The sequence below is a fragment of the Jannaschia marina genome (assembly GCF_013404595.1).
Classification (GTDB): Bacteria; Pseudomonadota; Alphaproteobacteria; order Rhodobacterales; family Rhodobacteraceae; genus Jannaschia; species Jannaschia marina.
On sequence record NZ_JABVAX010000007.1, the window covers coordinates 28,115 to 53,512 of the forward strand.

25 protein-coding genes are annotated in these 25,398 nt (G+C 69.1%); 11 read left to right on the forward strand and 14 right to left on the reverse strand.

What is annotated here, in order from left to right; all coding sequences use genetic code 11:
- The first annotated feature begins 6 nt into the window (after positions 1-6).
- Positions 7-720, forward strand: coding sequence for a TVP38/TMEM64 family protein (locus HSX43_RS12700; RefSeq protein WP_179380515.1), 714 nt, complete (start codon positions 7-9; stop codon positions 718-720).
- 99 nt (positions 721-819) lie between these two features.
- On the opposite strand, the gene scpB is transcribed toward HSX43_RS12700, so the two are convergent.
- The 7 genes from scpB to HSX43_RS12735 all read right to left on the reverse strand — a co-directional run bounded on the left by scpB (position 820) and on the right by HSX43_RS12735 (position 8,031).
- Complete coding sequence (gene scpB, locus HSX43_RS12705) at positions 820-1,494, reverse strand: SMC-Scp complex subunit ScpB (RefSeq protein ID WP_179380516.1); 675 nt, start codon at positions 1,492-1,494, stop codon at positions 820-822.
- The gene (locus tag HSX43_RS12710; RefSeq protein ID WP_208454596.1) at positions 1,491-2,288 is read right to left on the reverse strand and encodes a segregation and condensation protein A; all 798 of its coding nucleotides are present in this window, start codon (positions 2,286-2,288) and stop codon (positions 1,491-1,493) included. Before HSX43_RS12710 ends, scpB begins: the two co-directional genes overlap by 4 nt.
- A gap of 9 nt (positions 2,289-2,297) precedes the next feature.
- Entirely contained in the window at positions 2,298-3,281 is a 984-nt protein-coding gene (locus tag HSX43_RS12715) for a glycoside hydrolase family 3 N-terminal domain-containing protein (RefSeq protein ID WP_179380517.1), read from the reverse strand.
- A 4-nt stretch (positions 3,282-3,285) separates the two neighbouring features.
- A complete protein-coding gene (locus HSX43_RS12720; protein WP_179380518.1) occupies positions 3,286-4,332 on the reverse strand; it encodes an SPOR domain-containing protein in 1,047 nt (348 codons plus the stop codon).
- Positions 4,333-4,461: 129 nt separating this feature from the next.
- Positions 4,462-6,204, reverse strand: coding sequence for an arginine--tRNA ligase (gene argS / locus HSX43_RS12725; protein WP_179380519.1), 1,743 nt, complete (start codon positions 6,202-6,204; stop codon positions 4,462-4,464).
- 93 nt (positions 6,205-6,297) lie between these two features.
- Positions 6,298-6,774: a hypothetical protein gene (locus HSX43_RS12730; RefSeq protein WP_179380520.1), complete on the reverse strand. Its 477-nt coding sequence runs from the start codon at positions 6,772-6,774 to the stop codon at positions 6,298-6,300.
- Positions 6,775-6,894: 120 nt separating this feature from the next.
- Positions 6,895-8,031 carry a deoxyguanosinetriphosphate triphosphohydrolase gene (locus tag HSX43_RS12735; protein WP_179380521.1) on the reverse strand — a complete coding sequence of 379 codons (1,137 nt, stop codon included), beginning with the start codon at positions 8,029-8,031 and terminating at the stop codon, positions 6,895-6,897.
- 78 nt (positions 8,032-8,109) lie between these two features.
- Between HSX43_RS12735 and HSX43_RS12740 the strand changes: the two genes are divergently transcribed.
- A complete protein-coding gene (locus HSX43_RS12740) occupies positions 8,110-8,433 on the forward strand; it encodes a HesB/IscA family protein (RefSeq protein WP_179380677.1) in 324 nt (107 codons plus the stop codon).
- Here HSX43_RS12740 and HSX43_RS12745 read toward each other — a convergent pair.
- The 3 genes from HSX43_RS12745 to ndk all read right to left on the reverse strand — a co-directional run bounded on the left by HSX43_RS12745 (position 8,417) and on the right by ndk (position 10,849).
- Positions 8,417-9,781 carry an MATE family efflux transporter gene (locus HSX43_RS12745; protein WP_179380522.1) on the reverse strand — a complete coding sequence of 455 codons (1,365 nt, stop codon included), beginning with the start codon at positions 9,779-9,781 and terminating at the stop codon, positions 8,417-8,419. The two genes, HSX43_RS12740 and HSX43_RS12745, sit on opposite strands and share 17 nt — an antisense overlap.
- A 60-nt stretch (positions 9,782-9,841) precedes the next feature.
- On the reverse strand, positions 9,842-10,318 hold the full coding sequence (locus HSX43_RS12750) for a hypothetical protein (RefSeq protein WP_179380523.1): 477 nt from the start codon (positions 10,316-10,318) through the stop codon (positions 9,842-9,844).
- Positions 10,319-10,426: 108 nt separating this feature from the next.
- Positions 10,427-10,849 carry a nucleoside-diphosphate kinase gene (gene ndk / locus HSX43_RS12755; RefSeq protein ID WP_179380524.1) on the reverse strand — a complete coding sequence of 141 codons (423 nt, stop codon included), beginning with the start codon at positions 10,847-10,849 and terminating at the stop codon, positions 10,427-10,429.
- Positions 10,850-10,950: 101 nt separating this feature from the next.
- On the opposite strand from ndk, the gene HSX43_RS12760 reads away from it, so the two are divergent.
- The 3 genes from HSX43_RS12760 to HSX43_RS12770 are packed head-to-tail and all read left to right on the forward strand — an operon-like array spanning position 10,951 to position 14,019.
- Entirely contained in the window at positions 10,951-12,798 is a 1,848-nt protein-coding gene (locus HSX43_RS12760; RefSeq protein WP_179380525.1) for an ABC-F family ATP-binding cassette domain-containing protein, read from the forward strand.
- Positions 12,795-13,403, forward strand: a complete 609-nt coding sequence (locus tag HSX43_RS12765; RefSeq protein WP_179380526.1) for a MarC family protein — start codon at positions 12,795-12,797, stop codon at positions 13,401-13,403. The genes HSX43_RS12760 and HSX43_RS12765 overlap by 4 nt, the downstream gene beginning before the upstream one ends.
- 28 nt (positions 13,404-13,431) lie before the next feature.
- A complete protein-coding gene (locus HSX43_RS12770; protein ID WP_179380527.1) occupies positions 13,432-14,019 on the forward strand; it encodes a retropepsin-like aspartic protease family protein in 588 nt (195 codons plus the stop codon).
- A gap of 745 nt (positions 14,020-14,764) precedes the next feature.
- Here the strand turns inward: HSX43_RS12770 and HSX43_RS12775 are convergent.
- The 3 genes from HSX43_RS12775 to HSX43_RS12785 are packed head-to-tail and all read right to left on the reverse strand — an operon-like array spanning position 14,765 to position 17,092.
- Complete coding sequence (locus HSX43_RS12775) at positions 14,765-15,109, reverse strand: VOC family protein (protein WP_179380528.1); 345 nt, start codon at positions 15,107-15,109, stop codon at positions 14,765-14,767.
- Positions 15,110-15,159: 50 nt separating this feature from the next.
- Positions 15,160-15,618, reverse strand: a complete 459-nt coding sequence (locus HSX43_RS12780) for a DNA polymerase III subunit chi (RefSeq protein WP_179380529.1) — start codon at positions 15,616-15,618, stop codon at positions 15,160-15,162.
- 1 nt (position 15,619) lies between these two features.
- A complete protein-coding gene (locus tag HSX43_RS12785) occupies positions 15,620-17,092 on the reverse strand; it encodes a leucyl aminopeptidase (protein ID WP_179380530.1) in 1,473 nt (490 codons plus the stop codon).
- Between the two features lie 172 nt (positions 17,093-17,264).
- On the opposite strand from HSX43_RS12785, the gene lptF reads away from it, so the two are divergent.
- From lptF to rsmA, 6 genes are read left to right on the forward strand one after another with little or no spacing between them, the layout of a single operon-like run.
- Positions 17,265-18,386 (forward strand): LPS export ABC transporter permease LptF, encoded by a 1,122-nt coding sequence (gene lptF / locus HSX43_RS12790; protein ID WP_179380531.1) that lies wholly within the window; start codon positions 17,265-17,267, stop codon positions 18,384-18,386.
- A complete protein-coding gene (gene lptG / locus HSX43_RS12795) occupies positions 18,383-19,480 on the forward strand; it encodes an LPS export ABC transporter permease LptG (protein WP_179380532.1) in 1,098 nt (365 codons plus the stop codon). The genes lptF and lptG overlap by 4 nt, the downstream gene beginning before the upstream one ends.
- Positions 19,480-21,621, forward strand: coding sequence for an LPS-assembly protein LptD (locus tag HSX43_RS12800; protein WP_179380533.1), 2,142 nt, complete (start codon positions 19,480-19,482; stop codon positions 21,619-21,621). Before lptG ends, HSX43_RS12800 begins: the two co-directional genes overlap by 1 nt.
- A gap of 11 nt (positions 21,622-21,632) precedes the next feature.
- A complete protein-coding gene (locus tag HSX43_RS12805) occupies positions 21,633-22,838 on the forward strand; it encodes a peptidylprolyl isomerase (RefSeq protein ID WP_179380534.1) in 1,206 nt (401 codons plus the stop codon).
- On the forward strand, positions 22,822-23,796 hold the full coding sequence (pdxA, locus tag HSX43_RS12810) for a 4-hydroxythreonine-4-phosphate dehydrogenase PdxA (RefSeq protein WP_179380535.1): 975 nt from the start codon (positions 22,822-22,824) through the stop codon (positions 23,794-23,796). Before HSX43_RS12805 ends, pdxA begins: the two co-directional genes overlap by 17 nt.
- Positions 23,793-24,635 (forward strand): 16S rRNA (adenine(1518)-N(6)/adenine(1519)-N(6))-dimethyltransferase RsmA, encoded by an 843-nt coding sequence (rsmA, locus tag HSX43_RS12815; RefSeq protein WP_179380536.1) that lies wholly within the window; start codon positions 23,793-23,795, stop codon positions 24,633-24,635. The genes pdxA and rsmA overlap by 4 nt, the downstream gene beginning before the upstream one ends.
- 4 nt (positions 24,636-24,639) lie before the next feature.
- On the opposite strand, the gene HSX43_RS12820 is transcribed toward rsmA, so the two are convergent.
- Positions 24,640-25,296, reverse strand: a complete 657-nt coding sequence (locus HSX43_RS12820; protein WP_179380537.1) for a DUF4167 domain-containing protein — start codon at positions 25,294-25,296, stop codon at positions 24,640-24,642.
- Positions 25,297-25,398: the final 102 nt, after the last annotated feature.

Consider the following 25,398-nt stretch of genomic DNA (forward strand, 5'->3'; position numbering starts at 1 on the left):
CACGCCATGACCACATCGCCCGCTCCCTCCGACCCGCCCGTGAAGGCATGGCATATCTGGCTCTGGCCGACGCTCCTCGTGGTGCTGGCCTTCGCCATGTGGCTCCTGCCGTGGGGCCAGTGGGTGCCGCTCCTGCGGGACTGGGTGGAAGGCCACGGCACGCTCGGAACCGTCGTCTTCCTCGCCGTCTACGTCATCGTGGTGATCCTGCCGCTGCCGGCGGCGGCGATGTCTGTCGTGGGCGGCCTCGCCTTCGGGTGGTGGGGCTATCCGCTCTCGATGGCCGGCAGTCTCCTCGGGGCGATCGCCCCCTATTACATCTCGCGGCGCTGGATGCGGGGGCCGGTCATGCGCCGGCTCGACGGCCCCAAGGTCCGCGCCGCAGACCGGGCGATCGCCGATAACGGCTTCGTCTTCGTCATGCTGCTGCGGCTCACGCCGATCCTGCCGTTCACCGCGCAGAACTGGTTCCTGGGTCTGACCGCGATCCGGCCCTGGCCCTACTTCGTCGCGACCGCGCTCGGACTCGCGCCGGGCACGCTCGCCATGGTCTGGATCGGGGAGATGGGCGGCCTTGCCTCGGTCTCTTCCGACCGAACGCAGATCCTCATCGCGGGCGGTGGCCTGCTCGCCTTCGGGGTCTTCGTGATCTGGCTCGGGCGCATCGCGACGCGCGAGATGGAGCGCGCGGGCCTGACCGCGCCGCGGCGGCGGCGCTAGCGGCCGAGACGGCGGGCGAGTCGCGCGGCCCGGCTTACCGACTTGACGTTGCGGGCCGCCTGGCCGCCCGCGACGCGGCCGATGCCCTTGAACAGAAACCTACGCAGTATCATCCGAAGCATGATCCGTCTCCTCCTCGGGGGGTGATCTCTCGAACATGTCGTCGGTCGCCTCGGCGTCTTCAAGGGGCGCGCCGTCCCCGGGCGGCGGCGTGCTTTCCAGAAGTCCGGCCGCGCGCAACTCCTTCAGCCCCGGCAGGTCGCGCGGAGAGCCGAGGCCGAAATGATCGAGAAAGCCGCGCGTCACCACGAAGGTCACGGGCCGGCCCGGCGTCTGCCGGCGCTGGCCGAGCTTGATCCAGTCAAGGTCGAGGAGCTGTTCGATGGTGCCCTTGGAGACGGAGACGCCGCGGATCTCCTCGATCTCGGCGCGGGTGACGGGCTGATGGTAGGCGACGATGGCGAGTGTCTCGATCGCCGCGCGGCTGAGCTTGCGGGTCTCCACCGTCTCCCGCGTCATCAGGAAGGCGAGGTCGGCGGCCGTGCGGATCGCCCAGGCATCGCCCACGCGCGCCACGCGCACCCCCCGGCCCTCGTAGCGCTTCACCAATTGTTCGAGCGCCGCCGGCGCGTCGCAGCCGTGGGGCAGCCGCGCGTGCAACTCGCCCACGGTGACGGGCGCGGCGGAGGCAAAGAGGATCGCCTCGACCATGCGCTCCTGCTCGGCGAGCGGCGGGGCCTCGAAGAGGCTTTCGCTGTCGGCACTCTCGGTCATGCACGCCCCCGGATGGTGATCGGCCCGAAGGTCTCGGCCTGCCGCAGATCGAGCCGCCCGTTCTTCGCCAGCTCCAGCGTCGCCGCGAAGGTCGAGGCGGTGGCCGAACGCCGGCGCGCCGGGTCGGCGTTCCAGCCGTCGGGCAGGAAGGCAGTGAGGTCGGTCCACTCGGCCACTGTCCCGATAAGCGGCCGCAGGCGCTCCAGCGCCTCCTCCATGGTGAAGACCCCGTCGCGGTCCATCACGAAGGGACGGAAGTCGTCGCGGGTGCGCAGGCGAGCGTAGCCCTGCATCAGATCGAGAAGCGTCGCCGTCCAGACGACCCGGCGCGAGCGTTCGAGCCCCTGTGGCTCGCCCCTTGCGAAGACGTCGCGGCCCAGCTGATCGCGCGCCATGAGACGCGCGGCGGCCTTGCGCATCGCTTCGAGCCGTTCGAGCTGAAAGGCCAGATGCGCGGCGAGATCCTCGGCGCTCGGCCCGTCCTCCTCGGGGTCCGGCGGCAGGAGGAGACGCGACTTCAGGAAGGCGAGCCACGCGGCCATGACGAGGTAGTCCGCCGCCAGTTCGAGCCGCAGCTCCCGCGCCTTTTCCACGAACATCAGGTATTGCCGCGCCAGTTGCAGCACCGAGATCGTGCGCAGGTCCACCTTCTGCGTCCGCGCGAGCGTCAGCAGGACGTCGAGCGGCCCCTCGAAGCCATCGACGTCGACGATCAGCGCTTCGGCCGCCAGCCGTTCGGCGACGGCGTCCGGATCCGGGTCGCGGGCCGGGCCTTCGATGAAGTCTTCGCTCAAGATCGCCCCTCAGGTCGTGAGGGATGCAAGTTCCGCACGGGCCGCGTCGATGTCAAGTTCCACCGGTCCCGCCCGCATCGCGAGGGCCTCGTCGGCCCGGCGCAGACCGACGCCCGAAAGCCGGGGGGTGCAGGCGGCGACCGTCTGCATGTCATCCCACTCGCCGTTGCAATGGAGGATCATGTCGCACCCGGCCGCGATGGAGGCTTCGCAGCGGGAGGCCATGTCCCCCGGCAGCGCGCCCATCGAAATGTCGTCGGTCATCAGGAGGCCGTCGAAACCGATGGTTTCGCGGACTTCGGCCATGACCGCGGGTGAAATCGTGCCGGGTCTGTCGTCGATCATGGAGTAGACGACATGGGCCGACATGCCGAGCGGCAGGTCGGAAAGCCGGCGGAAGACCTCGAAATCGGTGGCCCGCAACTCGGCGAGCGCGGTGTCGACCTTCGGCAGGCCGAGATGGCTGTCGACGGTGCCGCGCCCGTGGCCCGGGATGTGCTTCATCACCGGCAGGACCCCGCCCTGCAGGCAGCCCTCGGCATTGGCGCGCGCGCGTGCTGCGACCGTCTCGACGCTGTCGCCGTAGAGACGGGACAGAAGGAACGGGTGCGTGCCCTCGGTCGCGATGTCGGCGGTGGGCGTGCAGTTCACGTCGATGCCGACGTCGCGCAGCTCCCGCGCGATCAGGGTCGCGCGCAGGAACATCGCGCGGTCCGGATCGGTCGCGCGCTTCATCTGCGTGAGAGGTCGGGGCCAGCGGGTCCAGAACGGAGGGCCGAGACGCTGCACGCGTCCGCCTTCCTGGTCGATGAGGATGGGCGCGTCGCGGCCGACACTGTCGCGAAGGTCCGCCGTGAGCGCGCGCAACCGGTCGGGCGTGTCGACGTTGCGCGCGAAGAGGATGAAACCCCAAGGGTCGCTCTCGCGGAAGAACGCCGCCTCGCGGTCGGTCAGCTCGGGGCCCTCGCAGCCGAAGATGAAGGCCCCGGCCATGGCGTCAGCGGATCGTGACGGGGATGCAGGCCGTGTCCTGCGCCAGAAGCTCGGCGCAGAAGCGGCGCGCGTCCGAGCCGTCCGCGAAGCCGACGACCCGCAGACGCCAGAAGTCGCGCCCGCCCGAGGTGGCCTTCTGCACCAGGCGCTGCTTGCCGGCCATGTAGGGGCCGAAGCGTCCCTGGAACCGCTCCCATTCGCCGCGGGCGGCGGACTCGCTGTCGTAGGCCCCGAGCTGCACGACCCGCGTGCCGGGCGTCAGCGACGCGGGATCGGCGTCGCTGGCCGAGGGGCGCGACGGGTCGAGCGAGGCGACCTGCGTGCCCGGCTCCTGCGCCGGGGCCTCGGTCGGCACGGTGGCGGGTGCGGCGGCGGCGACCGCGCGGCGCAGGTCGGCGGGCCGTGCGCGCGGACGCACCGACTGGGCGACACCTGGCTCGGACGCGGGCACGACGGCAAGGTCGATGGGCGCATCCGCCGCGGCGGGCTCCTGCGGCGTGGCGGAGGCGGGTGTGACGACGGCCGGCGGCGCGGCGGGGGCGCTGGCACCGACGATCACCTCGTCCTCGTCGAGACCTTCGGCCACGGCCTCCGAGAGCGCCAGCTGAATGCTCTCCTGCAGGGGGGCCGCCTCGTCCTCGGCGGCCGTCCGGGCCTCGGCAACGGCCGTCTCGCCGGAAGCGGCGGCCCGCTCCGAGAGCGCCGGCGCATCGAGCGAGACCGGCGGCGGCGCGAGCACGATCTGCTCGGGCGCGGGGGCGGCCGGACCACCCGAGGTGATGTCCGAGAGCGCGAGACCCTGGAACGGCGCGACCGTGCCGCCCGGATCCGACGGGGCTTCCCGCATCGGGCCTTCGAGCGCGGCGATGACCGGCACGCCCGAGACGTCGCGGAAGGTGAGGTCGACGGCCCAGACGGCGAGCCCCGCCGTGAGCCCGAGCGAGGTGATCGCCCCGGCCCAGTTGGCGAAGCCGAAGTTCTTCGCGGCCTCCACGAAGCGCGAACTCTCTTCCGCGCCATAGTCGGCACCGTAGTAATCCAGATCCGCCATATGCCTGCCCTCCGCCGCGCGGGGGCGTCTCCCGCGGACTGTCGTGTTCCAAAGACGGGCGCGGGGTTGGCCCCGCTGCCCAAACCTGCTCGGACCCGCGGGGTGGCTTGAAGGCCGTCGTGACGGCGCTCAGCGCATCTCTTCTGCGGGTTCGACGCCCAAGATACCAAGGCCCGCCGCGATTACAATCGCGACCGAGCGCGCAAGGGCGATCTTGGCGGAACTCGCCGATCGGTCGTCCTGCAGGAATCGCAGGGCCGGCTCTTCGTTGCCGCGGTTCCAGTGGGCGTGCAGCGCCGAGGCCAAATCATATAGATAGAAGGCCACGCGATGGGGCTCGTGGGTGCGCGCCGCAATCTCGACAAGCCGCGGCCACTCGGCGACCTTGGCGGCGAGCGCCTGCTCCGAGGCGTGGCCCAGATGTGACAGGTCCACCCGCGCCAGATCGGCGTCGGCCACATTGATGCCATGATCCACAGCCTTGCGCAGCACGGAGGCGACGCGGGCATGGGCATATTGCACGTAGTAGACCGGGTTGTCCTTGGATTGCTCCAGCACCTTGTCGACGTCGAAATCGAGCGGCGCGTCGTTCTTGCGGGTCAGCATCACGAAGCGCGTCACGTCGCGGCCCACCATCTCGACCACATCGGCGAGCGTCACGAAGGTGCCGGCCCGTTTCGACATCTTGAGTTGCTGGCCCCCGCGCGTCAGCTTCACGAGTTGCGTCAGCTTGATGTCGAGGGGCACGGCATTGTCCGAGAGCGCAGCGACTGCCGCCTTCATCCGCTTGACGTAGCCACCGTGATCCGCGCCGAAGACGTCGATCAATGCGTCGAAGCCCCGGTTCACCTTGTCGTAGTGATAGGCGATGTCGGGAGCGAAATAGGTCCAGCCGCCGTCCGACTTCTGGATCGGCCGGTCGACGTCGTCGCCGTAGTCGGTCGACTTGAAGAGCGTCTGCTCGCGCGGCTCCCAATCCTCGGGCAGCTTGCCCTTGGGCGGCTCCAGCGTGCCGCGGTAGATCAGGCCCTTGTCGCGCAAGCTCTCGATCGCGCCCTCGATCTGGCCGGTGCCGTAGAGGGCCTTCTCGGAAGAGAAGACGTCCATCTCAACGCCGAGCGCGGCAAGGTCGCTGCGGATGAGGTCCATCATCGCGTCGGTTGCGAAGTCCCGTACTTCGGCGAGCCAGAACTGCTCGCCCTTGTCGAGGAAGGCATCGCCGACCTTCGCCTTGAGCGCCTCGCCCACGGGCTTCAGGTAATCGCCGGGATAGGTGCCGTCGGGAAATTCCACCGCCTGCCCGTGTGCCTCGAGGTAGCGCAGGTAGACCGACCGCGCGAGCACGTCGACCTGCGCGCCGCCGTCGTTGATGTAGTATTCGCGCGTCACCTCATGGCCCGCGAAGTCGAGCAGGCTGGCCAGCGCGTCCCCGAAGACCGCGCCGCGCGTGTGGCCGACGTGGAGCGGGCCGGTGGGGTTGGCCGAGACGTACTCGACGTTGATCCTCGTCCCCTGCCCCACATCCGAGCGACCGAAATCGGTGCCCGTCTCGAGGACGCGGCGCACGACCTCTGTCCAGACCGCGCCGTCGAGGCGGATGTTCAGGAACCCCGGCCCCGCGACCTCGGCGCTCGCCACGCGCGGGTCGGCGGCGAGTTTCGCGGACAGCGCCTCGGCGATGTCACGCGGCTTCATCTTCGCGGGCTTCGCCAGAACCATCGCTGCATTCGTCGCCATGTCGCCATGCGCCGGGTCGCGCGGTGGCTCGACCGAGACGTTGTCGGTGGCGAGCCCCTCGGGGATCACCCCGTCACGCGCGAGTTCGGAAAGCGCGTCGACGGTCAGGGCACGAATGTCGGAAAAGAGGTTCATCGCGGTCGGTCCTATGAGGGGTTGCCCCCCTCTAGCGCCGCCCCGCGTGGGGTTCAACGCGCCGCATGGGTGGATGCGGCGCGCCGGAAGGCGTCAGCCGCCGTGGGTGAGATCGACCGTCATCGAAAGCTCGCAGCCCTCGAGCGCCGGATTGGCCTGGCCCTGCGCGGCCATCATCGCGGCGATGGACATGGTCGTCTGCGACGTGATCTCGCTGTCGGAGACGAGGGTGAGCCGCGTCGTGCCGAGTTGGCCGCCGTCCTGCGGCAGGTTGATCGTGCCGTCCCAGGTCACGTCGTCCACCTGCGTCCATTCGATCCCTTCCTGACCGGCCCCGAGATCGGCCTGCGTCGGATCGAAGGCCCCGTTCCAGGTCATCTCCGTCGTGCTCGGCTGCGACGCCTGCGCGGCCATCTGCTCGAGGCCCGGGCGCATGTCCGCCGGGCAGGCGTCGCCCACGGCCACATCGCGGGGCGCGGAGGTCCAGGTGCCGTCCTTCGGAGCGGTCTGGGCGAGCGCGGCACTCGGTGCGAGCGCGAGGATCAGGGCGAAGGTTGCTGGGGCGCGCATGGGCGGTCTCCTGTTGTCTGTCCCGCAGGACGTGGAGGCCCGGCGTGTCAGGTGCAAGCGGAGCCGCCACAGCGCCGGCAGAAGCCCGCCAGGCCGCCGGCGGATTTCCACCGGACCGACCTACCCCAGAAGCCGCGCATGACACTGCAGCGCGAAGCGGTCGGTCATGCCGGCGATGTAGTCCGATACGAGCCGCGCCAGTTCCGTCTCGCCCGAGGCGTCCTCCACGTCCTTGCGCCACTGCTTGGGCAACTCGCCCGTGTTGACCATGAAGAACGGGAACAGATCGTCGACCACCTGCGTCACCTGCCGACGCATCTCGACGACCGTGGGCGCACGGTACATCCGCTCGAAGAGAAACGCCCGGATCACCTTCAGATCCGACCAGAGGCCGGGCGAGAACTGCACCATCATCCGTCCCGCCGCGCGCACGTCCGCGACGCTTTCGGGGGCGAGGTCGGCGAGGTTGCGCTCGGTGACCTCGATCACGTCCTCGACCAGAACGCCGAAGAAGCGCCGCAACGCCTCGTGCCGGCGGCGGTAGTAGTTGAGCCCGGGCCAGGTCGCATCGACCTCGGCGAAGCATTCCCGCAGGACCGGAAGCGCGGCCAGTTCGTCGGTCGAGAAGAGCTCTGCGCGCAGGCCGTCGTGCAGGTCGTGGTTGTTGTAGGCGATGTCGTCCGAAAGCGCGGCCACCTGCGCCTCGGCGCTGGCGTGGGTGTGCAACTCCAGATCGTGGCGCGCGTCGTATTCGGCCAGCGCATAGGGCACTGGATGCCCGACCGGGCCATTGTGTTTCGCAATCCCCTCAAGGGTTTCCCAGGTGAGGTTCAGCCCGTCCCAATCGGCGTAGTGCCGCTCCAGCGAGGTCACGATCCGCAAGGCCTGCGCGTTGTGGTCGAACCCGCCGTAGGGGGCCATCAGCCGGTCGAGCGCCTCCTCACCGGTGTGGCCGAAGGGCGTGTGCCCGAGGTCATGCGCGAGCGCCACGCCCTCCGTCAGTTCCATGTCGAGGCCCAGATGCTTGGAAATCGTCCGCGCAACCTGCGCCACCTCGATGGAATGGGTGAGCCGCGTGCGGAAGTAATCCCCCTCGTGCTCGATGAAGACCTGCGTCTTGTGCTTCAGGCGGCGGAAGGCGCTCGAATGGATGATGCGGTCGCGGTCCCGCTGGAAAGGCGAGCGGTGGCGGCTCTCGTCCTCGGGGTGGAGGCGTCCGCGGGTCCGGGCGGGGTCGCTGGCGAAGGGAGCGGGCATCGGGCTCACTTGGAAAGGTCGGTCGCGTCCCATATATCGGGCGTGTCGGCAATGCACAGCCCCGAGGCGACCATGGACCTGTCCCTTCCCCCCCGCGTCACCCCCCGCGCCTTCGAGCGCCTCTCGGAGATCGGGGCCGCCGAACAGGGCAAGGCCCTGCGCGTCGCGGTGGAGGGCGGCGGCTGCTCGGGCTTCCAGTACCAGATCGAACTCGACGACGTGGCCGAAGGCGATACCGTGCTGGAAGGATCGGGCGAGAAGGTCGTCGTCGACGAAGTCTCCCTGCCGTTCCTCGGTGGCGCGACCATCGACTTCACCGAAGAGCTGATCGGTGCGCGCTTCACCATCGAAAACCCGAACGCGTCGTCAAGCTGCGGCTGTGGGGTCAGCTTCTCGATGTGACGGCCATGGGCGCGGTGATCCGCAGGAACCGCGCCATCAAGGCCACCGTCGCCGCCAGAAGACCCGCGACGAGGCCGAGCCAGATGCCCTCCGGCCCGAGCCTGGCGATGAACCCGAGACCGTAGGAGACGGGGATGCCGACAAGCCAGTAGGAGATGATCGCATAGATCATCGGCACCCGCGTATCCTGCACCCCGCGCAGGAAGCCGAGCGCCATGACCTGCCCCGCGTCCACGAGCTGGAACAGCGCGGCAAACGCCAGAAGCGTGACGCCAAGCGCCAGGATCTGCGGGGCCTCCGGGTCGTCGCGGTCGAGGAAGAGGCGCACGATCTCCTCCCCGAAGCCGAGGTAAAGCACGAGCGACGCCGCCACCGCCCCCCCCGAGAGGAGCGCCGCCGCGAGGGCTGCACGCCTGAGCCCCGGGGCATCCCCCTGCCCCCAGGCGCGGCCCACCCGGACCGTTGCCGCCTGACTGAGTCCCATGTGCACCATGAACGTCAGCGCCGCGACGCCGATGGCGATGCCATGCGCCCCGAGCGGGACCGTCCCGATCCAGCCCATCATCACCGCCGATGCCGCGAAGAGCCCCGACTCCGACACGTGCGTCAGGCCGACCGGCAGGCCGAGGCGGAAGATGTCGGCAAAGATGGGCCAGTCGGGGCGATGCAGGTTCCGGAACAGCTCGAACCGCGCCATCTGCGGCCCGCGCGCCGCGTAGAGGGCGAGGATGCCCGCCGAGAGCACCTGCACCCCGACCGAGGCGATGGCCGCGCCGCGAAGGCCCAGTTCCGGGAAGCCGAGGTTGCCGAAGATCAGGAGCCAGTTGACCACGACGTTCAGACCCGCCGCCGCCATGGTCGCCCAGAAGACGATCCGCGTGCGCTCAAGCGCGGAGAGATGCGAGCGTAGCGTCGCCAGCAGGAGCGCCGGCACCATGCCCCAGCCCGCGATGCGCAGATAGGCCTGCCCGCCCTCGGCGACCACGTCGGTCTGTCCAAGCAGCAGCAGAAGCGGCTCCGACCAGACGAAGAGCGGCATCATGGCTAGGCCGGTAAGCACCGAGAACCACAACCCCATGCGCGCCACGCGCCGCACCTGCGTCTCGTCGTCCTGCCCGAGGGCACTGGCGGCGAGCGGCATACAGGCCACGGCGAAGCCCGACCCGAGGACGAAGAGCGTGAAGAAGGCCGAGTGGCTGATGGTCGAGGCCGCCAGCGCCTCGATAGAGTAGCGCCCGAGCATCAGCGTATCGGTCAGACCGATCAGCACCTGCCCGACCTGACTGCCGACGAGCGGCAGGCCCAGCACGAGCGTGCGGCGCAGGTGTGTCGAGAGCGGATCGGTCATGGAACCGGCGCTATCGCGCCCGCCCGGACTTGGCAATCGCGGGCGAGGCAAATGCGGGTGTCAGACGCCGTCGAGCCGATCCTGCGCGGCGTTCACGATGCGCACGACGATGCGCTCGTGGTCCTGCAACTCTTGCCGTGGCACGTCCGACGCCTGCGCCTCGATCGCCGCGGCGAAGAGGTCGAGCAAGCGGTTGCCGTCGCGCACCAGCGTCCGCAGGTCGCCGCGCGCCATGATGCCGCGCAGGCCTTCCAGCGTTCCGCCACCCTCGCCCACGCCGTGTCCGGTCCGAACCCGCAGCTCGGCCACCGCGGCCCGCGCCGCACGAAGCGCGTCCGACCAGCGCACGAGGATGTCGACCTCCGCCTGCGGCTTTCCCTCGACGTCGATATTGGCCTGCGCCTGATGCAGGGCTGCGGCCAGATCGCCGAGCTTCGCCGCGGCGGCACTCGCGGCCGCGTCGTCCTCCCGACCGGCCGCACGGGTGGCCTCGGTGCCGCTCGCGGCAAGTTGCGGGGGCGTGGCGGGATGGGTCATGGCGGCTCCTTCGAAAGAGAACCCCGGGCCGGAGACCGGGTTCCGCGAATTGCCGCAGCCAAAGAAAAAGGAGCCCGCAGGCCCCTTCTCGTTCGCTTGTGCCGGATCTCAGCCGACGAGTTCGAGACCGGAGAAGAAGTAGGCGATCTCCTCCTTGGCCGTCTCCGGCGCGTCGGAGCCGTGCACCGAGTTCTCGCCGATCGACAGGGCGAATTCCTTGCGGATCGTGCCGTCGGCCGCCTCGGCCGGATTGGTCGCGCCCATGACTTCGCGGTTCTTAGCGATGGCGTTCTCGCCTTCGAGCACCTGAACGACGATCGGCTCGGAGATCATGAACTCGCAGAGCTCGTCGAAGAAGGGCCGCTCCTTGTGGACGCCGTAGAACGTCTGCGCCTGCTTCAGCGTCAGCTGGATCCGCTTCTGGGCGACGACGCGCAGGCCGGCCTCCTCGAACTTGGCGACGATCTGGCCGGTCAGGTTGCGCTTGGTGGCGTCGGGCTTGATGATCGAGAAGGTGCGTTCCAGGGCCATGCCGGTCTCCTTTGGTGTGATTTGGCGCGGGCCATATCAGGGGTGTGGGACAAAGGAAACCGGGTGTTGACGGGGGGCGTCCGGGCCGTCATGGCAGCCCCATGCTCCAGATTACCGATCTCAGCTATTCCGTCGCGGGACGCCCGCTCTTCGAAGGGGCCAGCGCCACGATCCCCGAAGGCCACAAGGTCGGCCTCGTCGGGCGCAACGGCACGGGCAAGACGACGCTCTTCAAGCTGATCCGCGGCGAGCTGACCCTCGACGGCGGCGACATCTCCCTCCCGAGCCGTGCGCGCATCGGCGGTGTCGCGCAGGAGGTGCCGTCGTCTGACGTGACGGTGCTGCAGACCGTGCTCGATGCCGACACCGAGCGCGCCGCCCTCATGGCCGAGGCCGAGACGGTGACCGACCCGGCCCGCATCGCCGAGGTGCAGACCCGCCTTCAGGACATCGACGCCTGGTCGGGCGAGGCACGCGCCTCCAGCATTCTCAAGGGGTTGGGCTTCGATGTTCACGAGCAGGGCCGGCCCTGCTCCGACTATTCGGGCGGCTGGCGGATGCGCGTGGCCCTGGCCGGCGTTCTCTTTGCGCAGCCGGACCTGCTGCTCCTCGACGAGCCGACGAACTACCTCGACCTCGAGGGGGCGCTCTGGCTCGAAAGCTACCTCGCGAAATACCCCCATACGGTCATCATCATCAGCCACGACCGCGGCCTCCTGAACCGCGCCGTCGGGGGAATCCTGCACCTCGCGGACCGCGGACTGACCTACTACAGCGGCAGCTACGACCAGTTCGTGAAGGCGCGCGCCGAGAAGCGCGCGGGTCAGGCCGCCGAAGCCGCCAAGCAGGAGGCCCGGCGCGCGCATCTGCAGGCCTTCGTCGACCGCTTCAAGGCCAAGGCCAGCAAGGCGAAACAGGCGCAGAGCCGGGTCAAGATGCTCGAACGCATGGAGACGATCCGCGCGCCGGAGGACGCCGCGCGCACCGTCTTCACCTTCCCCCAGCCCGAGGACATGGCCCCGCCCATCCTGCGCCTCGACGCGGCCGCGACGGGCTATGACGGCAAGGCCGTGCTGCAGCGTCTGAACGTGCGGATCGACCAGGACGACCGCATCGCCCTCCTCGGCCGCAACGGCGAGGGGAAATCCACGCTTTCCAAACTCTTGTCGGACAGGCTTCACACGCTTCAAGGCGCGCGCATCGCGTCCGGCAAGCTCCGGATCGGCTATTTCGCCCAGCATCAGGTGGACGAGCTGCACGTCGACGAGACCCCGCTCGACCATATCCGCCGCGAACGCCCCGGCGAGCCGCCGGCGAAGCTGCGCGCGCGCCTCGCCGGCTTCGGCCTCGGCGTGGAGCAGGCCGAGACGCGGGTGGCGAAGCTCTCGGGCGGTCAGAAGGCGCGGCTTAGCCTCCTGCTCGCCACGCTCGACGCGCCGCATATGCTCATCCTCGACGAGCCGACCAACCACCTCGACATCGAAAGCCGCGAGGCGCTGGTCGAGGCACTGACGGCCTATACGGGCGCGGTCGTCCTCGTGAGCCACGACATGCACCTCCTGAGCCTCGTCGCCGACCGGCTCTGGATCGTGAAGCAGGGCACCGTCGCGCCCTACGACGGCGACCTCGAGAGCTATCGCAAGCTCCTCCTGTCGGGCGACGAGAAGCCCGAGAAGGCCCCGAAGGAGAAACCGAAGAAACCGGTGAGCCGCGACCGGCTGCAGGAACTGAAGTCCGAGGTGCGCAAGGCAGAAGCGCGCGTCGCCAAGATCGAGGAGATGCGCGAGAAGCTGGCGAAGAAGCTGGCCGATCCGGCGCTCTACGACGACGGACGGCAGGGTGAGCTCGAAACCTGGAACCGCAAGTACGCCGAGGTGATGGAGGCCGCCGACCGCGCCGAGAGCCTCTGGATGGGCGCGATGGAGACGCTCGAGAGGGCGCAGCAATGACGCTGACCGAGGCCGCCACCGCCTTCACGGCGCTCTTCGTGGTGATCGATCCGATCGGTCTCGCCCCGATCTTCATCGCCATGACGGCAGGCATGTCCCCGCGCCAGCGTCGGGCCATCGCCGTGCGGGCCTGCGTGATCGCCATCGGGCTGCTGGTGGCCTTCGCTCTCCTCGGCGAGTCGATCCTGAACTTCCTCGGCATCTCCATGCCGGCCTTCCGCATCGCCGGCGGGCTCCTCCTCTTCCTCACCGCGCTCGAAATGCTCTTCGAGAAGCGCCAGCCGAAGCGCGAGGGCCGCGCGGAGGAGCCGACCTCCGACCCCTCGGTCTTCCCGCTCGCGCTGCCGCTCATCGCGGGGCCCGGTGCCATCGCCACGATGATCCTGCTGACCGACGGGGCGAGCCCCCTCGGGGCGGCGCAGGCGATCGGCGTCATGGTGGCCGTGATCGCCGTGGTCTTCGCCTTTTTCCTGTTGGCCACACCGATCGAGCGGATGCTCGGCGCGACGGGCACCAACGTCGTCACCCGGCTTCTGGGGATGCTCCTTGCCGCGCTCTCGGTGCAGTTCGTCCTCGACGGGATCGGCACGCTCCTGGGCTGGTAACTCCGCCCCCGCTGCCTAGATTGGAAACATGACCGGAGACGATACCGCCTACCTCATCTACCTGACGCTCTTCGGCCTCGTGATCGGGGGCTCCTACTTCCTCGCCAACCGTCACCGGATGGGCCAGATGGCGCAGCAGGCGGCGATTTGGTTCTTCATCTTCCTCGGCGCGGCGCTCGTCTTCGGCAACTGGGACAGCATCTCGCGCACCCTCGTGCCGTCGCAGAGCTATGTCGCGGGCAAGGACGGCGCGGTGATCGAGCTGCCCCGGCGGTCGGACGGGCACTACTACATGACGCTGCGGGTGAACGACACGCCGGTCGATTTCGTGGTCGACACCGGCGCGACCGACCTCGTCCTTTCCGCCGACGATGCCCGCGCCGTGGGCATCGACCTGCGGGAGCTCGCGTACCTCGGGCAAGCGCAGACGGCGAACGGCACGATCCGGACGGCGCAGGTGTTTCTCGAAGAGGTGCAGGTGGGCGAGACGGTCGACCGCGACGTCCGGGCCATCGTCGGCGACGGCGAACTCGGGATTTCGCTCCTGGGGATGTCGTATCTGGAGACCTACGGCCGGATCGAGATCGAAGGCGGCACTCTGCGATTGATTAGGTAGGACGACAAACCCGTCCCGTCCCCTCTTCCGCGGGGAGAGCGGAGTTGCTGATTGGAAAATGACGCTTCCCCTCTGGTCCAAAGGGGGATCTGGAGGAATGTGTCAAGGGCTAGGCGGGAAGACCGCGCCAAGGTCGGCATTAACTTACGGATTTTGATTGCGACTATAGTGGTACGCGCTGGATTTGGCACTCCTGATTTAAATCGACGAATAGGAGCTTAAAATATGGAAGGTTTCGCTGTGCTATTGGGGGCCGGGTCTGTTGGATGTCTTGGATATGGACTATCTACCTACACATTTGCTTTAACCGTACTCGTCGGATTTTTCGCATTTCAGCGTGATTTCAGGCAAAGATATGCTGCTTCTAGTGCCAGTCCAAAGTCCGGCAGGAGACAGCTCTCCAGAGAAGATCGCCGGTTTGCTTACAGCTATCTCGCGCTATTAGGCTTTGCGTCTGCGATGTGGTTTACTGGCGTCCACTTCGAAATTTACGGGTTACGCGCGGGCTGGTTTAACGGTCAAACTGAATATCCTTCTGTATGGCCAACACCGCGCAGTTTACGCGAAACTAGTCTCTAGACACCGGGGTTCGCGCTCTCGATTTTTTCGTTTGTGCATTTACTTTTCTTTTCAAAGTCTAGTCGGAAAAACTAGAATACATGATACACTTCCTGACATTCGCCGTGCTGTCGAAAGCGGCAAGATTGGCTCAAGCCGGTCTTTCGCCGAAATTACCTCACCCTCCTTACAAATCACAAAAGACATGAAACCGGTTTCCCCAGGCGTCCTGCACCGTGAACTGGCGCAGGCCCCAGTGCTTGTCTTCGAGCGGCTCCACGATCTCGGCCCCGCGGGCGGTGAGCGCTTCGTGGGCCGCGTCGACGTCCTCGGCGAAGATGTAGAAGATCGCCGGGGCCGCGGGCTCCGGTTGGGCGCGGAAGAAGATGACGCAGTCGCCGTTGGCGACTCCGCCGATCCGGCCCTCTTCGTTGTACCAGTCGATCTCGAAGCCGAGCCGGTCGCGGTAGTAGGCTTGGGCCGCCTCGACATCGGGAACGGGCAGGAAGGGGGTGGGCGGGGCGAGCCTCATGGGGCCTCCGGAGCTATCCACGTCAGGCTAGCCGACTGCCCCCAGGGCGATCAATCACCGGTGTTCTTCGAGGCCTTCTCCTCCCACTTTCCCGATTCCTCCGACCAGTAGCGGGCGGCGCAGCCCGCGTCCGTTAGCGTCTTCCATTGGGTGCGAGCACGGGCGACGGCCTCGCCGTCGGTGCCGTCGAAGAGGATGCAGGTACGGGTCTTCTCCGCCACCTCCGCGGGCGTGACCTCGGCCCCGTCGACGGCCATGAGACACTCACGATCGTCCGCCGCCCCGGTCGTCAGCAGGATCGGCTGGCGCGCGTCGTGCGGGCCGCCGGCCAGCCCGTGAGGCAGGAAACCGTCGCCCTGCCACAGCCGCCCGTCGAGCCAGTCGAGGCGCGCCGGGTCGCCCCCGCGCACCGCCACGCGCCAGGATTGTGCCAGACTGCGGTTGAGGAGCGAGGCGAGCGTGACGTCGACGGCGTTGCGCGTCAGGTGGTAGAAATAGACGTCGCCCAAGTCAGTCCGTTGCCTCGAACCGGGCGCGGACCAGTTGGTCGAGCGCGCGCACGCCCCAGCCCGTGGCCCCCGCGGGCGCGAGCGCCGTGCCGTTCGAGACCGAGGCGACGCCCGCGATGTCGAGGTGGATCCAGGGCGTCTCGTCTTTGACGAAGCGCTGCAGGAACTGCGCCGCGGTGATCGAGCCCGCGGGACGACCGCCGATGTTCTTCATGTCCGCCACGCGGGATTTGAGCATCTTGTCGTAGCCTTCGCCCAGCGGCATCCGCCAAGCCCCCTCGCCCGTGTCCTTCGCGGCCTTCAGGAAGGCATCGCAGAGCGCGTCGTCGTTCGAGAAGACGCCCGCGTTCTCATGGCCGAGACCGATGACGATGGCTCCGGTCAGCGTGGCGAGGTCGATCATGGCGGCGGGTTCGAAGCGATCCTGTGCGTACCACATCACGTCGCAGAGGACGAGACGGCCCTCGGCGTCGGTGTTGATGACCTCGACGGTGTCGCCCTTCATCGACTTGACCACGTCGCCCGGGCGTTGGGCGCGGCCGTCGGGCATGTTCTCCACGAGGCCGACGAGCCCCACGACGCTCGCCTTCGCCTTGCGGCGCGCGAGGGTGTGCATGGCTCCGGCGACGGTGCCGGCCCCGCCCATGTCCATGGTCATGTCTTCCATGCCCGCGGCGGGCTTGAGCGAGATGCCTCCGGTGTCGAAGACGACGCCCTTGCCGATGAGCGCGAGCGGCGCTTCGTCGCCGCCGCCCCGCCATTCCATGACGACAACCTTGGAGGGGCTCTCCGATCCTTGCCCCACGGCGAGGAGCGTGCGCATTCCGAGCTTTTCGAGATCGGCTTCCTCCAGCACCTCGACCTTGACGCCGAGATCCGACAGCCCTTGCAGCCGCTCGGCGAATTCGGTGGTCGTCAGAACGTTCGACGGCTCGTTCACCAGATCGCGGGTCAGGAAGACGCCCTCGGCCTGGGCGCGGGCTGCTGCGAAGGCGGCCTCCGCCTCGTCCGGGGCCTTGGTCATCACCGTGATGTCGGCGGCGGGCGTCGCCTCCTTGGACTTGTGGTCGCCGAACTCGTAGCCCCGCAGCGCCGCGCCCAGAACGACGTCACCGAGCCGTCGCATCGTCCCCGCGAGGACGAGAAGCGGTCGCGAACCGCGGAGTTTCGCCAGCGCCGCGCCCCCGGCCATGGCCTTCATCATCGACGGCCGCCGGTCGAGCTTCACGAGCGCCACGGTGCTCGCCGACAAACCGGCGGGAAAGCCCAGCTCCAGCACCTCGCCCGCGTCGAGGCCATCGAAGGCGGGGCTCGCGACCGCCCTCTTGAGCGCGCCCTTCGCCACGCGGTTGAGGCGGCGCGCGTCCGCCCCGAGGCTGCCGTCTGCGGCGACGAAACAGGCGATCACGCCCTCGACCTCGGCCAGGGCGGTGAGATCGGTCTGGACGAAGCTGACGGAGGCGGGTGCGGTCATGTCGGACTCCTTGCGAGACTGCGTTCGCGCGGACCCTACGCGCGCCCCGGCGGACATGCCAGAGACCGCGCCGTCGCCCGCGTGGCAATTCCGCACCGCGGCGGGCGATCTGGGCTTTGATGCGCCGCACGGACGGGCTAGGAAGGGCGCAGTGTTGCTTCCGGGGGGACGCGTGAGACTTTTCGACCGATACCTCGCGGGGCAGCTGCTGATCTATTTCGGCTTCTTCAGCCTGGTCCTGGTCGCGGTCTACTGGGTCAATCGGGCCATCGGCCTCTTCGACCGGCTGATCGCCGGCGGGTCCAGCCTCCTGACATTTCTCGAGTTCACCGCCCTAGCTCTGCCGAACGTGATCTACGCGGTGCTGCCGATCTCGGCCCTCGTCGCCGCGCTCTACGGACTCAACCGCTTCTCCGCCGACAGCGAGATGGTCGTTGCGCAGACGACGGGCCTGTCGCCCTGGCGGCTTGCGCGGCCCATCGTCATGTTCGGGGCCGTCGTCGCGATCCTCGTGAGCCTGCTCGGGCATGTGCTCGTGCCCGCTTCCCGCGCCGAGCTCGCCGAACGCTCGCGGGAGGTGACCGAGGACGTGACCGGCCGGCTCCTGAAGGCGGGGGAATTCCTGCATCCCGGAACGGGCGTCACCGTCTACGTGCGCGAGATCACGCCGCAGGGAGAGCTTCTCGGCCTCTTCCTTCAGGATCGGCGCAGCGAGGCCACCCGCACGTCCTATACCGCCGAGCGCGCGGTGCTGGTGCGCGCCGCGGGCGGCACGCGGCTCGTGATGTTCGACGGTATGGCGCAGACGCTCCAGACCGCCGACCAGAGCCTCGTGACCACCACTTTCGAGGATTTCGCCTACGACCTCGCCGGCCTCACCGGCACGTCCGGGACGCGGCGGCCCGATGCGCGCGAACTCTCGACACCCGTGCTGCTGCGCGCCGATCGCGCCACGCAGGACCTGACGGGCGACGATGCCGCGAAGCTCCGGTTCGAGGGGCACGCGCGCTTCGCGGAGGCGATCTTCGCCTTCGGCCTGCCGCTCCTCGCGCTCGGCTTCCTGATGCTCGGCGGCTACTCCCGCCTCGGCCTCTGGCGCCAGATCCTCGGAGCGGTCACCGCGGCGATCGTGCTGAAGATGCTGGCCAATGCCGCCGAGAACACGGCGCGCGGCGACGGCGAACTCTGGTGGATCACCTATGTACCGCCACTCCTGACACTTGTACTTGGGGCCGGCCTCGTCTGGCGCGACACGCGGGGGCCACGCATCCTGCGGCCGCGGGGCACCGCATGATCCTGTCGCTCTACCTCGCCCGCCGGTTCACGATGCTCGTCCTCGTGGTAGCCCTCGTCTTCACCGGACTTCTGCTGCCGATCGACCTCATGGAACAGCTGCGCTACCTCGATGACGAGGGTGCGGGGCTCGCCGACGGGCTGCGTCTGGCCGCGCTCAACCTGCCGGGCGCGCTCTACCAGATCTTGCCACTCATCGTGATCCTCTCGACGCTCGCGCTCTTCCTGTCGCTCGCGCGCTCCTCCGAGATGGTGGTCATCCGCGCCGCCGGCCGCTCGGCCCTGCATGCGGCGATGGCCCCCGTCATGGCGGCGATCCTCATCGGGGTGGCCGCGCTGATCGTCGTCAACCCGATCGTGGCGGCCACACAGGCCCAGTACGAGCGCGAGATCGCACGCTGGAAGACCGGGGTGAGCAGCGTGCTCTCGGTCAGCGAGGAGGGCGTCTGGCTGCGCCAGGGCGACGGATCGGGGCAGACGGTGATCCGCGCCGCCCGCTCCTCTCTCGACGGGACGATCCTCTTCGACGCGACGTTCCTCGCCTTCGACGAGAACGGCAGCCCGATCGAGCGCATCTCGGCCGCGCGGGCGGAGCTTCAGGACGGCGCATGGCGGCTCGAGGAAGCGAAGCTCTGGCCCCTCGGCACCTCCGACAATCCGGAGCGGGACGCCGGGGTGATGCCGACGACGACGATCCCCTCCAGCCTGACGGAGGATCAGATCCGCGACAGTTTCGGCGTGCCCTCCTCCATCCCGATCTTCCAGCTTCCTGGCTTCATCGCGGATCTCGATGCCGCCGGCTTCTCGGGGCTGTCGCATCGCATCTGGCTGCAGATGGAGCTCGCGAACCCGCTGATGCTGGCTGCGATGGTCCTGATCGGGGCCGCCTTCTCGATGCGCCACACGCGCACGGGACGCTCGGGCCTTCTCGTGCTGACGGCGCTCCTGCTGGGCTTCGGCGTCTTCTTCCTGCGCAACTTCGCGCAGGTCCTCGGCGAGAACGGGCAGCTTCCCGTCGCGCTCGCCGCCTGGTCGCCGCCGATCGCTGCGATCCTGCTGTCGGCGGGCGTCATCCTGCGCAAGGAGGACGGATGATGCGCTTCCGCGCCCTCGCGCTCGCCCTCTGCCTGGCCCTCGCCCCCCTTGCCGCCACGGCACAGGAGGGGCCCGCGACGCTCGTCGCCGACCGGATCGACTTCAACGCGCGCGAGCTCATCGCCTCCGGCAACGTGGAGATCTTCGCCGACGGCCGCATCCTGCGGGCCCGGCGCGTCACCTATCTGCGCGGCGAGGACCGGGTCGTCGTCGAAGGCCCGCTGACGCTGCTCGACGGGCCCGACCAGATCCTCATCGCGGATTTCGCATCGCTGTCGTCGGATCTGCGCAATTCGGTCGTCCAGGGCGCGCGCCTCGTCCTCGACGAGCAGTTGCAGATCGCCGCCACCGAGGCGGCCACCGGGGCCGAGGGCCGCTACACGCAGCTTTACCAGACCGTCGCCTCCTCCTGCGAGGTCTGCGCGGCGCATCCGGTGCCGCTCTGGCAGATCCGCGCGCGGCGCGTGGTGCACGACCGGGAAGAACGGCAGCTCTATTTCGAGGGTGCGCGCTTCGAGGTCGCCGGCGTGCCGGTGGCATGGTTCCCGCGCTTGCGCCTGCCCGATCCGACGCTCGAACGGGCGACCGGCTTTCTGGCCCCGCGCCCCAGTTCCGACGACCTGCTCGGCACCGGCATCGCCGTACCTTACTTCATCGTCCTCGGCCCCTCGCGCGACCTGACGCTCACCCCCTTCGTGACCAACTCCGAGACGCGCAGCCTCGGATTCCGCTACCGCCAGGCCTTCGACACGGGCCGCATCGAAGTCGTCGGAGCCCTGTCCCGCGACGAAATCCGCCCCGGCGAGACCCGCGGCTATCTCTTCGCCGACGGCACCTTCGCCCTGCCCCGGGGCTATCGCTTCGAATTCGATCTGGAGCTCGTGAGCGACGACGACTACCTGCTCAACTACGACATCGACGAGGAGAAGGACCGCCTCGACAGCCGGATCGCCATCACCCGGATCGATCGCGAGGATCGCTTCGTCGCGGAGGCGATCGCCTTCAACACCCTGCGCGAGGGCGAGCGCAACCGCTTCCAGCCGACACCCGTCGTCACCGTGGAGCGCCAGAGGCGGGTGCCGGGGCGCGTGCTCGGCGGGCAGATGGTCTGGACGCTGCAGGCCCATGCGCGGCGGCGCGAGGCCGATGTCGTACCGCCCGGTCTTCCGGCCAATTCGGCGCGCGACGTCCTGCGTGCCTCGGCCGCGGTCGACTGGCGACGCACCCGGATCACCGACGCGGGCCTGGTCTGGACGGGCCTCGCCGGACTGCATCTCGATGCCTACAACGTGCGTCAGGATCCGACCTTCCCGGACGGCACCTTCGTCCGCGCCGTCCCCTATGCCGGCCTCGAGGTGCGCCTGCCCCTGGCGAAGGCCGGCGCGGGCGGCGTGCGCCATGTGATCGAACCGGTCGCGCAGGTCATCTTCGCGCCGAACGACCGCCGCCCCACCCCCAACGAGGACAGCCTCACGCCCGAGTTCGACGAGGGCAACCTCTTCTCGATCTCGCGCTTCGCCGGCCGCGACACGCGCGAGCTCGGCAACCGGCTCAACGTCGGGATCAGCTACACGCGCTACGACCCGTCAGGCTGGACGGTCGGGGGCACGGTGGGCCGGGTCTGGCGCAACGACGATCTCGGACAGTTCCGGCCCGGCACCGGCCTCGCCGGAACCGCCTCCGACTGGCTCGTCTCGGCGCAGGCCAGCTATGGCGACCGCTTCCAGTTCATGCAGCGATCGCTCGTCTCCGACGGGCTCGAGTTCTCCCGCTCCGAAACGATCCTGCGCTGGCGCGGCCGCCGGCACGATCTGGAGACGCGCTACACCTGGCTCGAGGCCGACGCCGGGGCCGGCCGGCCGATCGACACGTCCGAATGGGCCCTCGACGCGGCCCGCGACCTCGGGGGCGACTGGACGGGGCGGGTGAACTGGCGATATGACTTCATCACCAACGATGCCAGCAGCGCCGGCCTCGGGCTGACCTACCGGTCGGATTGCGTGACGGTGGATCTCGACGTGGAGCGGCGCTTCACATCGACCACGACACTCGATTCCTCCACCCGGTTCGGGCTGGGCGTGGAACTGGCAGGATTTGGCGCGGACGACCGGCGCGACCGGCGGCGGCGCTGCGGAATTTGAGAGGGCGGGCAATGAGACAATTTCTGGCAAGCTGCGGCATCGCGCTGACGCTGGCGCTTGCGACGGTGACGGGGGCCGAGGCGCAGCAGCCCTTCGCGGCCGCGGCGACGGTCAACGGGCAGGCGATCACCAACTACCAGGTTCAGCAGCGGGCGCAGTTCTTCACACTCCTGCGGGCCCCGAACGCCGATTTCGAGAGCGCGAAGGACGTGCTCGTCAACGAGACGCTGCAGCTGCAGGCCGCGCGCGAGGCCGGTGTCACGCTGACGCCCGACGAGCTCGACCAGGGGATGGTCGAATTCGCCGGCCGCGCGAACCTGACCCCCGACGAATTCGTCGCCGCGCTCGAGCAGAACGGCGTCGCGCCCGAGACCTTCCGCGACTTCGTGCGCAACGGCATCTACTGGCGACGCTTCGTGCAGCAGCGCTTCGGTCCCCAGAGCCGTCCGAGCGACGGCGAGGTGGAGCGCGCCCTCGCGCGGGGCGACGGCAGTGGCGGCGTCCGCGTGCTTCTGTCCGAGATCGCGCTGCCGCTCACCCCCGAGAACCAGGCCGAGACCCAGGCGCTCGCCCAGCGGCTCTCGGAGACGATCGTGGGACAGGCCGCCTTCGAGCGCGCTGCGCGCACCTATTCGCGCGCTCGATCCGCCGGCGCGGGCGGGCGCCTCAATTACGTGCCGCTGAACGAACTGGCCCCCCAGATCGCGAGCCAGGTTCTGACCCTCGCACCTGGCGAAGTGTCGGAGCCGGTGAACTTCGGCTCCTTCATCGGTCTCTTCCTTCTGCGCGATCTCGACGAGAGCGCGGCGCGCGCGCCCGAGAGCTTGTCGATCGACTACGCCGAATACCTCATCCCCGGGGGCCGCACGCCCGAGGCCCTGGCCGAGGCGCAACGCCTGCGGGACCGCGTCGACGTGTGCGACGATCTCTACGGCGTGGCGAAGGGGGCTCCCGAAGGCACGCTCATCCGCGAAGTGCGCGCGACCGCGGACCTGCCCGCAGACCTGCGGCAGGAACTGGCGAAGCTCGACGAGGGCGAGGTCTCTACCCTGCTCACGCGCGGCGGATTCCTGCGGTTCGTGATGATGTGCGGCCGGGTCTCCGAGCCGTCGGAGGAGGCCTTCCAGGCCCTGGGCCAGCAACTCCTGAACCAGCGGCTCACCGGCTATGCCGAGGGCTACCTGGAGGAGCTGCGGGCCGATGCCATCATCGAGTGAACGCGCGCCGCTCGCCGTCACCTGCGGCGAGCCGGCAGGCGTGGGCCCGGAGGTCGTAGCGAAGGCGCGGGCGCTCGCGGCGGGAATCCCCTTCTTCGTGCTGGGCAATCCCGACCACTTCACGGGCCACGGGGTGGAGCTTCACGTCATCGACTCCCTCTCCGAGGCCGGCAGCGACGCGCTCTGCGTGCTTCCCCACGACATTCCCGGCCCGGCGCGACCCGGCGTACCCGACCCGGCGCAGGCCGCCGGCGTCATCTCCGCCATCGCGCGCGCCGTCGAGCTGGCCCGCTCGGGCGAAGCCTCGGGCGTGGTGACAGCCCCGATCCACAAGAAGGCGCTGAAGGACGGGGCCGATTTCCCCTATCCGGGCCATACCGAATACCTTGCCGCGCTCGCCGGCGACGTCGATGTGGTGATGATGCTCGCCTGTCCGGAGCTGCGCGTGGTGCCGGCGACGATCCACATCGCGATCGACGCGGTCCCCGACGCGCTCACGCCGGACACGCTCGAGACCGCGCTGCGCGTGACCCACGCCGGCCTGCGCCGGGACTTCGGCATCGCGAATCCGCGCATCGCGGTCGCGGGGCTCAACCCCCATGCGGGCGAAGGCGGTACGATGGGCCGGCAGGAGGTCGACTGGATCGAGCGTCTCGTCGCCCGCCTCGCGCCGGACCTCGGCTGCTTCGGCCCCCTGCCCGCCGACACGATGTTCCACGCGGCCGCCCGCACGGGCTACGACGCCGCCGTGGCAATGTATCACGATCAGGCGCTGATCCCGATCAAGACGATCGACTTCGCCGGCGGCGTGAACGTGACGCTGGGCCTGCCCTTCATCCGCACCTCGCCCGACCACGGCACTGCCTTCGACATCGCGGGGACGGGCCGCGCCGACCCGACGTCGATCGTCGCGGCACTCCGCATGGCCTGGGACATGGCCGGACGACGCACCGCATGAGCGGCATCGACGACCTGCCTCCGCTGCGCGAGGTGATCGAGGCGCATGGCCTGCGCGCCAAGAAGTCACTCGGGCAGAACTTTCTCCTCGACCTCAACCTCACCGCGCGGATCGCGCGCGTGGGCGGCGATCTCACCGGCGCGCAGGTGCTGGAAGTCGGGCCCGGGCCCGGAGGGCTGACGCGCGGGCTTCTGGCCGAGGGGGCGGCGCAGGTGCTTGCCGTGGAGAAGGACGCGCGCTGCCTGCCCGCGCTTGCGGACATCGCGGCCGCCTACCCCGGACGGCTCGAAGTCGTGAACGCCGACGCGCTCGCGCTCGACGTCTCGGCGCACCTCACCCCGCCCTGGCGGGTCTGCGCGAACCTGCCCTACAACGTCGGGACGGAGCTTCTCGTCCGCTGGCTCACCCCGGCCGCCTGGCCGCCGCCGTGGGAAAGCCTGACGCTCATGTTCCAGAAGGAGGTCGCGGAGCGCATCGTCGCCGGGCCGGGCACCAAGGCCTACGGACGCCTTGCCATCCTCGCGCAGTGGCGCTGCGACGCCCGCATCGCGCTCACGCTGCCGCCCGAGGCGTTCAGCCCACCGCCCAAGGTGCACTCCGCCGTCGTCCACCTGACGGCCCTGCCCGCGCCGCGCTTCGCGGCCCAGGCGGACGTGCTGGAGCGCGTGGTCGCGCGTGGCTTCAACCAGCGGCGCAAGATGCTGCGCGCCGCGCTGAAGGGCCTTGCGCCCGACATGGGGGACAGGTTGCGCGCCGCGGGCATCGCGCCCACCGACAGGGCCGAGCAGGTCTCGCTCGAAGCCTGGTGCGCCCTCGCGCGGGAGGTCGCACGCGGCTAGGGCGTCACCCTTCGGCGGCGGGCTCCGCCGGGTCGATGACGCCGATCGGCGCGGCCTCGCTGTTGGCCGGCTCGCCCTTTGCCGGGGCCTTCTTGCGCGTGCGGGTGCGCTTGGGCTTTTCCGCCTTCGGCTCCTGCGACTCCGGCGTTTCGACCGGGCCGCTCTCGCCGGCCGTGTCGATCACCTCGGCCAGGCCGTCCTCGCGGGGGGTGTCGGCCTGTGCGTCGGGGCGCTTTTCGCCGCCGCGGTCGCGCCGACGATTGCCCTGGTTCTCCTGGCTACTCTGCTGCTGGCCGTGGCCTTGGCCACCGCCGCTCTGCTGCCCACCACCGGACTGGCTATTCTGCTGCTGGCCACCCTGCTGGTTGTTCTGCTGATTTTGCTGGTTCTGCTGCTGACGCGCGTCGATTTCCTTCTGCGCGGCGGCCAGCATCCGGGTGTAATGCTCCGCATGCTGCTGGAAGTTCTCGACGGCGACACGGTCACCGGAGAGCTGCGCATCCCGCGCGAGCTGGTTGTACTTCTCGATGATCTGCGCCGGTGTGCCGCGCACCTTGCCCTCGGGGCCCGAGCTGTCGAACACGCGGTTGACGATATTGCCACCGCCCTGATTGTTACGGTTACGGTTCTTGTTCCGCGAACGGGACTTGCTGCTTCTCATGCGTGGGTGTTCCGCTGATTTTGCCGTGGACCCTGCCCATGTTTCCATGGGTCGCCAGGTCCTGATTTCTTGGGCGACGCATCCGGGCCGCGTGTCGACGCG

Excerpts from the sequence above, each read along its gene's own strand:
- lptG (WP_179380532.1), top strand. The coding sequence starts at position 18,383 with ATGATCCTGTCGCTCTACCTCGCCCGCCGGTTCACGATGCTCGTCCTC.
- HSX43_RS12730 (WP_179380520.1), bottom strand. The coding sequence starts at position 6,774 with ATGCGCGCCCCAGCAACCTTCGCCCTGATCCTCGCGCTCGCACCGAGT.
- scpB (WP_179380516.1), bottom strand. The coding sequence starts at position 1,494 with ATGACCGAGAGTGCCGACAGCGAAAGCCTCTTCGAGGCCCCGCCGCTC.
- ndk (WP_179380524.1), bottom strand. The coding sequence starts at position 10,849 with ATGGCCCTGGAACGCACCTTCTCGATCATCAAGCCCGACGCCACCAAG.
- HSX43_RS12715 (WP_179380517.1), bottom strand. The coding sequence starts at position 3,281 with ATGGCCGGGGCCTTCATCTTCGGCTGCGAGGGCCCCGAGCTGACCGAC.
- argS (WP_179380519.1), bottom strand. The coding sequence starts at position 6,204 with ATGAACCTCTTTTCCGACATTCGTGCCCTGACCGTCGACGCGCTTTCC.
- HSX43_RS12765 (WP_179380526.1), top strand. The coding sequence starts at position 12,795 with ATGACGCTGACCGAGGCCGCCACCGCCTTCACGGCGCTCTTCGTGGTG.
- HSX43_RS12800 (WP_179380533.1), top strand. The coding sequence starts at position 19,480 with ATGCGCTTCCGCGCCCTCGCGCTCGCCCTCTGCCTGGCCCTCGCCCCC.
- HSX43_RS12750 (WP_179380523.1), bottom strand. The coding sequence starts at position 10,318 with ATGACCCATCCCGCCACGCCCCCGCAACTTGCCGCGAGCGGCACCGAG.
- HSX43_RS12745 (WP_179380522.1), bottom strand. The coding sequence starts at position 9,781 with ATGACCGATCCGCTCTCGACACACCTGCGCCGCACGCTCGTGCTGGGC.
- HSX43_RS12805 (WP_179380534.1), top strand. The coding sequence starts at position 21,633 with ATGAGACAATTTCTGGCAAGCTGCGGCATCGCGCTGACGCTGGCGCTT.
- HSX43_RS12770 (WP_179380527.1), top strand. The coding sequence starts at position 13,432 with ATGACCGGAGACGATACCGCCTACCTCATCTACCTGACGCTCTTCGGC.
- HSX43_RS12785 (WP_179380530.1), bottom strand. The coding sequence starts at position 17,092 with ATGACCGCACCCGCCTCCGTCAGCTTCGTCCAGACCGATCTCACCGCC.
- rsmA (WP_179380536.1), top strand. The coding sequence starts at position 23,793 with ATGAGCGGCATCGACGACCTGCCTCCGCTGCGCGAGGTGATCGAGGCG.
- HSX43_RS12820 (WP_179380537.1), bottom strand. The coding sequence starts at position 25,296 with ATGAGAAGCAGCAAGTCCCGTTCGCGGAACAAGAACCGTAACCGTAAC.
- HSX43_RS12735 (WP_179380521.1), bottom strand. The coding sequence starts at position 8,031 with ATGCCCGCTCCCTTCGCCAGCGACCCCGCCCGGACCCGCGGACGCCTC.
- HSX43_RS12720 (WP_179380518.1), bottom strand. The coding sequence starts at position 4,332 with ATGGCGGATCTGGATTACTACGGTGCCGACTATGGCGCGGAAGAGAGT.
- HSX43_RS12760 (WP_179380525.1), top strand. The coding sequence starts at position 10,951 with ATGCTCCAGATTACCGATCTCAGCTATTCCGTCGCGGGACGCCCGCTC.
- pdxA (WP_179380535.1), top strand. The coding sequence starts at position 22,822 with ATGCCATCATCGAGTGAACGCGCGCCGCTCGCCGTCACCTGCGGCGAG.
- HSX43_RS12700 (WP_179380515.1), top strand. The coding sequence starts at position 7 with ATGACCACATCGCCCGCTCCCTCCGACCCGCCCGTGAAGGCATGGCAT.
- HSX43_RS12775 (WP_179380528.1), bottom strand. The coding sequence starts at position 15,109 with ATGAGGCTCGCCCCGCCCACCCCCTTCCTGCCCGTTCCCGATGTCGAG.